7 protein-coding genes and 1 pseudogene are annotated in these 8,346 nt (G+C 69.7%); 2 read left to right on the forward strand and 6 right to left on the reverse strand.

Going from position 1 to position 8,346, the window contains the following annotated elements; translation table 11 throughout:
- Both StrepF001_RS46785 and StrepF001_RS43170 read left to right on the forward strand, forming a co-directional pair.
- Window positions 1-255: hypothetical protein (locus StrepF001_RS46785; RefSeq protein ID WP_206307143.1), on the forward strand; the 255-nt coding region annotated here is incomplete at its 5' end.
- A gap of 447 nt (window positions 256-702) precedes the next feature.
- On the forward strand, window positions 703-3,723 hold the full coding sequence (locus StrepF001_RS43170; RefSeq protein ID WP_129803547.1) for a hypothetical protein: 3,021 nt from the start codon (window positions 703-705) through the stop codon (window positions 3,721-3,723).
- Window positions 3,724-3,981: 258 nt separating this feature from the next.
- Here the strand turns inward: StrepF001_RS43170 and StrepF001_RS49175 are convergent, their stop codons facing one another.
- From StrepF001_RS49175 to StrepF001_RS43200, 6 genes and pseudogenes are all read right to left on the reverse strand, one after another.
- Window positions 3,982-4,245, reverse strand: a complete 264-nt coding sequence (locus StrepF001_RS49175) for a cold shock domain-containing protein (protein WP_276322897.1) — start codon at window positions 4,243-4,245, stop codon at window positions 3,982-3,984.
- 299 nt (window positions 4,246-4,544) lie between these two features.
- Window positions 4,545-5,099, reverse strand: coding sequence for a sigma-70 family RNA polymerase sigma factor (locus StrepF001_RS43180; protein WP_129803548.1), 555 nt, complete (start codon window positions 5,097-5,099; stop codon window positions 4,545-4,547).
- Window positions 5,080-5,337 carry a hypothetical protein gene (locus StrepF001_RS43185; protein ID WP_129803549.1) on the reverse strand — a complete coding sequence of 86 codons (258 nt, stop codon included), beginning with the start codon at window positions 5,335-5,337 and terminating at the stop codon, window positions 5,080-5,082. Before StrepF001_RS43185 ends, StrepF001_RS43180 begins: the two co-directional genes overlap by 20 nt.
- A 688-nt stretch (window positions 5,338-6,025) precedes the next feature.
- Window positions 6,026-7,492, reverse strand: coding sequence for a UvrD-helicase domain-containing protein (locus StrepF001_RS43190; RefSeq protein WP_129803550.1), 1,467 nt, complete (start codon window positions 7,490-7,492; stop codon window positions 6,026-6,028).
- Window positions 7,489-7,965 carry a hypothetical protein gene (locus StrepF001_RS43195; protein WP_206307144.1) on the reverse strand — a complete coding sequence of 159 codons (477 nt, stop codon included), beginning with the start codon at window positions 7,963-7,965 and terminating at the stop codon, window positions 7,489-7,491. Before StrepF001_RS43195 ends, StrepF001_RS43190 begins: the two co-directional genes overlap by 4 nt.
- Before the next feature lie 2 nt (window positions 7,966-7,967).
- Window positions 7,968-8,346 (reverse strand): annotated as a pseudogene (locus StrepF001_RS43200) (hypothetical protein); the annotation flags it as partial.

An 8,346-nucleotide genomic window follows, 5' to 3' on the forward strand; every position in this document is an offset into this window, starting at 1 on the left:
GCGGAATTCCTCGCCCCGGAATTTGCCTGGCTGCAAATTCTCTGTGGTTTATGCCGGGCCGCTGGCGCGGCCCTTGGTTTGGCGTGTGAATTTTCCTGGCGGAAAATTCTGGGTTGTGGGTGGAGTTTGGGTTTCTGTTTTTTGCCTGGCGGCAAAATTTTGTTTTTGCGGTTTGTTGGGCCGCTGGCGCGGCCCTTCTTGGGTTTTTGTGTTGTGGGGGTGTTTGTCGGAGCGCTGGTGCGCTCCGGTTGTTGACGGGCTGTTGGATGTGACATGGCGTCATGTCGGATGGAATTACGGGGAGTTGGGGTGGTGGTGTCGCGCGGGCCTGGTGGCCCGCGGAGGGTGTCGTGAGAGGCCGCTGTCGCGGCTGGGGGCGTTGTGGGCGAACTGGGCAGCTACGGTGGGCCGGTGTCCGATCGTCTTTCTGGTGGTGAACAGGCCAGCCCGTCGTCGGCCGTGTGCGGAGTGCATCCGGAGCTCGTCTCGGCGCTGCAGGCTCAAGGCGGCAACGGACAGCGGGCGTTGGGTCTGTTGCTGGGTGCCTCCCACGTCCTGAACCGGCCTGCGGAGTTCCGGGCGCCTTATGAGGTGGCGCAGTCGTGTCTGCGGGGTGCGCTGGACGGCGTCTTGAGTATTGCTGGTGAGAACTTCCCTGGGCTGCGTAGCGCTACCAGGGCGGTCTCTGAGGCGGCTGGGGCGGTGGCTGATGCCTGGCGGCAGCAGGGCGGGGTGGGTGCCGGAGAGCTTGATGTCCTTGTGGGTGCGGTCGAGGAGTTGCGTGCCGAGCAGGCGGAGCGCGGTGGGTTCCGTACCCGGCAGATCGGGCACCTGGTGGCTGCGCAGACCCGGCAGGAGATGGGGCTGGCCCAGACGGAGGCGGCCCGCAGTTGGGGTGCTTTCTACAGCAGTGCCTCGGGTGTGCTGCACGGCTCCAGCAGCGGTGCTGACGAGGCACGCCGCCAGTTCGAGGATGTCACGGCCGCCATGGAGCAGCTGTTTTTGGGTCTGCCCGAGCGGGCGGACCGGTTGCGGGAGTTGGCCCGGCTGGAGGTGCCGGTGCAGCAGGACGCGGACGAGGTTGCGCGGATGACCGACCCGCGGGCGGGGATGTACTTCTTCAGTGCTGCGGTGAGCGGGCGCTGGCTTGGGCTGCTGCCTCTGTACCGGCTGCTGCCCGAGGAGGGCCGCTGGCCGGCCGCGCCCTATCTGCGGCGGCTGCTGGCGAAGGAGTCGGAGCGGGTGTGTGCCTGGGTGGAGGGGCATCTGGACGAGATCCGTGCGCAGGGGCCTGGTGCGCTGTCGCAGGTGGTCGCCGTGGTGAGCGAGGCGGGCATGGCGGCGTGCGCGCTGCTGACGAGAATTGTGCGGGCGCAGCCGGACCGGTTCGTCCTGCTGCGGGCCGCGTACTGGGCTGTGGACATTCCCGTCGCCGAGCGCTCCGGGCCGTGGGTCGCCGTGCTCGAAAGCATCCTGCGGGCGCGCACGTTCACGACGCACGAATCGTGGGAGAGCGGGCTGCTGCTGCGGGCGCTCGTGGATACCGCCCACCCCGGCGGGCACCTGCGCACGGGCGAGGACCGGCTCGGCGTGATCATCCGCTCTGCGCTCGCCGGCGTGCTGGCCGACCATCTCGGCGACGAGGATGCACGTTTGCAGGCCGAGATCGTCAACGACCTCGGTGAGGTCACCTTGGCCGCCCCGCCGCATGCGACCGTCGTGGCCCTGATGCGGGCCATGCTCGATCTCGCCTTGACCGAGGCGCGGCTGGGCGTGCCGGTCACGCAGCGGCTGCGGGGCGTGCACGGCAAGCTGCCGCAGGACGAGCACCGAGTGCGGCTGGTGGCCGTGCACCTGGCCGAGTCCTGGCCCCTCGACAGCGGGCGTGTCGAGGCCGCAGCCGGATGGTGGCAGGCTGCGCTCGACGCCGCGCGGGAGGTGGGCGGCGGGGCGTGGCCGAGCGCGGACCTCGCCGACTTCCTCGCCCTCGTTCACACCCACTGTCCCCAAGAGCTGCGCGCTGACCTCGTGGCGGCGCTCACCGAGGGCCTGGGCGCACCGCCCGCCGCGGAGGAGATCCGTGCCTGGGCCGACGCCTCTCCCGGGCCGGTGCCCCGCCGGTGGCGCATCGTGCGGGGTCTGTCGCCCGTGCTGTCCGAGGCCGTACGCGCGCCCTGGCAGCCGGTCCTGGCCCTGCTGGAGGAGAAGTACGGGCCGCCCGCCGCGCGGCCCGAGCCCGTCGTGAAGATCACCAGCTGGGTGGAGTCCTATGGCGGGCTGTCCCTAGAGTCCTTCACCGCGCGCGCCCAGGCCGACGGAACGGCGGCCGCCGTCGCCGAGCTCGCCGCTACTCCCGTGACCCGGGAGGACGAAGACGATGATGACGGCGATGACGGGGATGGTGCACGCGCCGGGCTGCTCGGCGAGCTCGTCGCCCAACACCCCGATACCTGGGCCGCCGACCCGGCCGCGGTGGCCGCGGCCGCCGCGCGCCCGGCTCTGCAGAGCGCCTACTTCAACGCCCTCCACCACGCCGCTACGAGCGGCCGCCTCAGCCCCGGTCTGCTGGGCCCCCTCGCCGAGACCGCCTTCGCCGTGCGGCCGCAGGACGCCGACGTGCCGCAGGCAGCGCGGCTGCAACTGGTCATCTCCAACCTCCTGCACCGGCTCTGGAACACCGGCGCGTCCCTGGGGGATGCGGAGGCGGACGCCGTGGCCTGGCTGCGCACTCTCATCACCGGCTGGAGCACGCCTCGCCTGGACACCTCATCCCCGCTGGGTGCCGCCACAACGGCGCCCGGCGGCAGCGCCCTGCTGTCGTTGACCGCCTGGGGCATCCAACACGCCCTGCACGCCGGCGAGGGACTGCCCGAGCAACTGACGGCGGTACTGGAGGAGCTGCTCGGCGCCGAGCCGGACGACCAAACCCTCGCCATCATCGGATTCGGCCTCGGCCAGCTCCACCACTGCGACCCCGCCTGGGTCACCGACCATGCCGACACGCTGCTGTCCTTGGATCCAGTGTGGCGCCCCGCACACAGCTGGCTCACCCACGGCAGACCCGACCCTGTCCTGCTGGCCCGGCTGGACCGTGCCGGTCTGTGGCAGGCTTTGTGCGCACCGCACGCCGAGAGCGCCCTCGACCGCGTCTTCTTCGCCCTCCTGGACGAGACCGAACCCCTCGGCTCTGCCGGTGCATTCCTCGCCGGGCTCGCCGACCGCACGGGCGGGGACAAGGCCGTCTCGGTGATGCTGTCCCGGCTCGCCACCCACACCGCCCATGCCGGGAGCCACGCGGTGGCCGAGCGGGCCGCCGCCATCTGGCGCGCAGCTCTCGACGCCGGCCTCCCGGCTGCCGCGCTGCACGGAGTGGGGCACTTCGCCTTCGCCGACAGCCTCGACCAGGACACCTGGCTGGAGCTCACCGCAGCCACCATCACCCGACAGCCCGACCTGGAAGACGCCGACCATGTCGCCGAGCGCGCCGCCCGCACCCCCCTCACCCCCGCCGCCCAGCTCATCGCGGCCTCTGCTCTCAACCACGGACCCGTCGATGGCTACCGCCGCACCGCCACGATCGGCCACGCAGCAGGCCTCTACGCAAACGCTCCTGCCGAGAACACCGCCGAGCGCGAAGCACTACGCCGCGCTCTGATCAACGCCGGAGCCATCGAAGACGCCTACGGAAGCCGACAGACACCGTCGGGGCGCAACGGGCCATGAGAGACAGCAAACCGGTGCGCAGGGCGCATGCCTTCTCGGGCAGGGGTCGGGGGGCGGCCCATGTCCAGTGCGCGCCATCAGTGCCCGTGGGCGCATGTACCTCGTGCCTGCCGCCGACCTGATCGAGCGTGCCGTGTTGGCGGTTCTTGGCAGCGCTGAGCGATCGGCCGGTTCGGGCAGGTTACTGAGAACCGTCAACACCGTGGGACGGAGGCTTTGTGGTGGGCGTCGGATGCCCGCGGTTCGGCGTGCAGCTGTTTATCCGTTCACGTACCTCACATTTGCCGCCTGGGGGCCCGTCTGGCCCTGTGAGATGGAGAATGTGACACGCATCCCTGCTTCAAGGGTCCGGTACCCGTCCATTTTGATGGCGCTGTGGTGTACGAAGATATCGACGGTTGATTCTCCGTCGGGGGTGATGAACCCGTATCCCTTTTCCGCGTTGAACCACTTGACTGTCCCGGTCACAACATAGCTTTCCCGGCTTCCGGTATTTTCAGACTCTCCCTCCGATTCCGGCAGCGGCGCGTCGGGGCCGGCGGGGCGTGCGGGCGGGCTGTTCGTCCGGGCGGTGCGATGGAGGCGGTTCTCAATTGCCGTCAGCAGGGCATCGTCGGTCGTGTCGAGCACATGGTCGAGTGCCTGGTCCTCGTTATCGCCGGAATTCTCGTGCGCGGCTTTGTTTTCGTGCTCCGTGCCGTGCACGGCTGCGCTGTCCGGGCTGGACGGGGTCAGTCGTGTGTGGACGGCCGCCAGGAGGGCTGTATCCATCTCGTCCAGGTGCAGGCCCAGTTCGTCACCGGGAGTGCGCCGAGTGTTGGTCACTGCGGCCTCCTTCGGTCGGTGATGCCGAGCTGCTGCTTGAGCGTGCGGCGGGCTCGCGAGAGATTCTGCAGGACCGCGGCGTTTTCCAAACCCATCGCCTCGGCGATCTCAGTGGTGGAGAACCCGTCGAGGTGCCAGGCCATCACACTGCGCTGCTTGAAGGGCAGTTGGAGAAGAGCCGTGAGGACCCGGCGCTGCTGCTCATTCAACTCCGCCGCGTGAAGGGGGGTGTGCCAGTCTGCGCTCGTTTCCGCCAGACGGTCCGTCAGGTCGTTTTCGGGCTGCTCGGGGACCGTCTGGCGCAGAAAGGCTCGCAGAGCGACCGTGCGCAGCCACGGCCGCGGGCGCTGCACGGGCTGCCGTGAACGCATCAGTTCCACGAACGCGCTGTGCACCGCGTCCTCGGCTTCTGGGAAGGTGGCCCCGTGGCGCAGCAGGAACCGGATGAGGTAAGGCTGGTCCTCCTGATAGGAGTAGCCAGCCTCGGCCGCCGATACGGGCCGCTTGCGTGCGCCGGGCGCGGCAGCAGTGTCATCCGCCCTGCGGTCCACGGTCTTCCCCCCTCACCAATATCCCCTGGAACACGACTAGTTGATGCCCTGCCGGGTCCCTTTCCTGCAAGGTACCGCCCTTGCCCAGCGCGTTGATCCGGGCCGTGCGGCCTTCCTCCTCGATGCGGGCTTTGCCCAGCAGGGCCCTGGTGCTGATCCGGGCCATGAGCACCCGGGCGACGCACCCGGCCACACACGCGGCCACGGTCGCTGCCACGCTGACAACTGTGCTGTCCACGACGCTTGATTCCTCTTCCTCCGGCAGGGGCGGGTGCCCCGGCTCCGGTAGGTAGTGGCGCTTCAGGCCCGTTCTCTGACATCCGCAGCCGATCGGCTGCCGGGGGCCGGCCCGCCGCGGCTCGTGATCCGCCGGTCGGCTCGGTCATGCGACAGGGCGCCTTAATACCGGGACAGGCCCGGAACCAAATACTGGGAGGTTTCCACTCGCCTCGGAAAATTATTTACCGGGTCTTTTCGGCGTTCTTCCTAGCGGTTTTTCAATGTGTTTTATATATGGCTTTCGGGTGTGACCCTGTGCGAAGGGTTGGCGCCGGGAGTTCAGGGACGAGGGGGCCGCACGGCGTCATGGCTGCCTTGGGGAAGGACATCCCCCTGGCAGAGAGGCCGCCGGGACACGTGCTGCCCCGGCTCTCGCGGCCAGCCGCCTCCCGCAAGTGCGCGCCGCGTGCTTCGACGCTGCGGCCCCCTCTGTCTCCTGGCCTACTCATCGTCGGACAACTCGCCCTCTAAGGGCTGCTCACGTCCAAGAAAGCCGCAACACCGACCGTCTCAATGTGGTCGCCGAGCGAGAACGTTGATCGTGTACTCGGCGGTGAGCACCGCGGTGTGCTCCCGTCGAGTACGGGCTGCGCGCAGCACCTGTGTGTGCAATTTGGCTGTCCCGGCTCCGCGAAACCGGATGCAGTTCAGGGCGGGGTGCCATCGGGATGGTCGTGGATCCAGGACAGGCCGCCCAGGTCGAGGCGCTGGCGGGTGCGGGTGACGGCTACGTAGGCCAGGCGGGCTTCGGCGTCGTCGATGGGGTCGGGTGGTGTCGTGGTGTCGGTGTGCCCGTCAGCGGTGTTGTCGTGGGGGCGAGCGAAGTCGTCTGCGATGAGGACGCGGGGCCATTCGCGTCCTTTGGCTTTGTGGGCGGTGGAGACGGTGACTTGGGCGTGCAGTTCGGGGGTGAGGCGGGCGACGGCGGTGAGGATGGCGTCGGTGCCGTGGGTGTCGACGAGGTTGACCAGGGGCTGCAGGTCGCGTCCGGCGGGGTCGTGGGCGGCGTAATCCTGCAGGTCGCCCCAGCAGGGGAAGAGGATCAGCTCGGGGTGGTGGGTGCGGCGGCCTTCTTTCAGGTCGCGTGCTGCGAGGGCCAGTGCTTGCAGGCTGTCTCCTCCGCCGGCGAGGGCGACGCGGTAGCCGGCGGCCATGAGGGTCATGACCTGGGCCATGGCGCCAACGTTCGTGCGGCAGAGCACGGCGTCGGGCTGGGTGACGGGGCCGAGTTCGGTGGCCAGGGCGGGTGTGCCGGTGAGGCGGATGGGGGCGTCGGCGAGGTGCAGCCAGCGGTTGGCCTCCGCGGCGAGGTCGGGGCCGAAGCGGAAGGACTCGGACAGGGCCAGCTGGGTTCCGTCGAAGCCGGTCATGACGTCTTTGGCGCCGCGCCAGTGGTAGATGGCCTGGGCGGAGTCCCCGACCATGACCAGCTGTGCGTGGTCGCGCTGGGCGAGGAAGATCTGCTCGACTACGGGGTTGGTGTCCTGGGCCTCGTCCAGCAGCAGGAAGTCGGCCTGGATACGCGGCCAGGTGAGAGCCCAGATCTTGAGGTAGTGGTCGTGGTCGAAGCGGACGCAGCCGTCGTCGGGGTGTTGCAGGTCGGCCCAGGCTTTGCGGGCGAACGGGATGATGTGGGCGGCGAGTTCGGCGTGCAGGCCAGCGTCTTCCAGGCCGCGCAGGCGGGGGACGTGGTGACGGGTGATTTCCTCGTCCGCGGTGTGGCAGAAACGGGTGACGGTGCGAAGGGTGGCGTTGGAGAGGGCCTTCTGGGCCACCTCGCGGTCGCCGATACGGAGGGCTTTGGTGATGCCGAGGGCCTGTCCGGTCTGCCAGGCAGGGCGGCGGGGAGCGTTCAGGCGGCGGGTGTAGCGGTGGCCTACGGCTGCGTAGGCGAGCGCGTGGGCGGTCTTGCACTGGACGGTGTCGGGGAAGCGGGTGCGGGCATCCTGGGCGATGGCCCGGTTGTAGGCGAGGTAGCGACCGTGGCGGTCGGTCGCACGGGCGAGGAGGGTGAGGGTGGTGGTCTTGCCGGTGCCGGCGCCGGCCTGCAGGGCGAGGTGGTCGCCGACACTGAAAACATCAGCTGCTGCGGTCTGTTCGTCGGTCGGTTTCATGGCGTGGGCCTCTCGGGCAGCCGGATGAGTGCGTGCCCGACCGCGGAGAGCAGGTAGGCGGGGGTGGTGTGGGCCAGCAGTTCGCGTACGGCCCTGTCGAGGCGGTCAACCTCCTGGTCGGCGTGCTCGGCCAGGGCTCGGTGCAGGGCCAGTTCCACAAAGCGCTCGGGAGTCTGCTGCACGCGGCAGGCACGGGCCTTGAGGGCGGCGTGTGTGGCGGGCGGGAAGGCGATGTTGAGCAGCACCGTGTGGTCGGCGTCCGGGTAATGCGTGGTGATCACGTCGATGGGCAGCCGTGCGCCGAGTCGGCGGCGCAGCCTGTGGGCTGCGGTGTGAGGGGTTTTGGCTGGTACAAGGGCCATGAGCCGGGTGGCGTCGTGGTTGGCGGCGAGCGGCAGCTCGCGCGCGGCGCGGCGCAGGGCGTTCGCCGAGAGCGGGCGGGTCAGGGTGATCTCCAGAGCGTGATGCGGCATCGTCAGGCCTCGCTCCTCGGGGAGGCCGGAGGGTGCGGAAGGCGGGCATGGATGTAGGCGACGTGCAGCAGGGGGTCAAAGACCTGCCAGGCGGCCAGGGCAAGGTCAGCGGCGCTCGGGGGGGAAGCGTGCGCGGGGCAGTGCTGAGCGCGCCAGCGCCGTTGCTCGGCGTGCGGCAGGTGACCGAGGTCGTAGACGGCCATCAGCGTGTCGGGCAGGGCGAGTTGGCCGCGGTGGGGCCCGGTGGGCAGCAGCCTCCAGCGGCCGGCGGGCCGTTCAGGGGGCAGGACGGGCCGGGTGCAGCGGTGGCGGTGGCGGGTCTGGGCCACGCAGCGGATGGTTTCGAGCGGGCTGGGGGCGAGGTAGCGCACGAGCAGGAGC

Source organism: Streptomyces sp. F001 (genome assembly GCF_004187715.1).
Classification (GTDB): Bacteria; Actinomycetota; Actinomycetes; order Streptomycetales; family Streptomycetaceae; genus Streptomyces; species Streptomyces flavusporus.

Excerpts from the sequence above, each read along its gene's own strand:
- StrepF001_RS43195 (WP_206307144.1), bottom strand. The coding sequence starts at position 7,965 with ATGCCGCATCACGCTCTGGAGATCACCCTGACCCGCCCGCTCTCGGCG.
- StrepF001_RS43190 (WP_129803550.1), bottom strand. The coding sequence starts at position 7,492 with ATGAAACCGACCGACGAACAGACCGCAGCAGCTGATGTTTTCAGTGTC.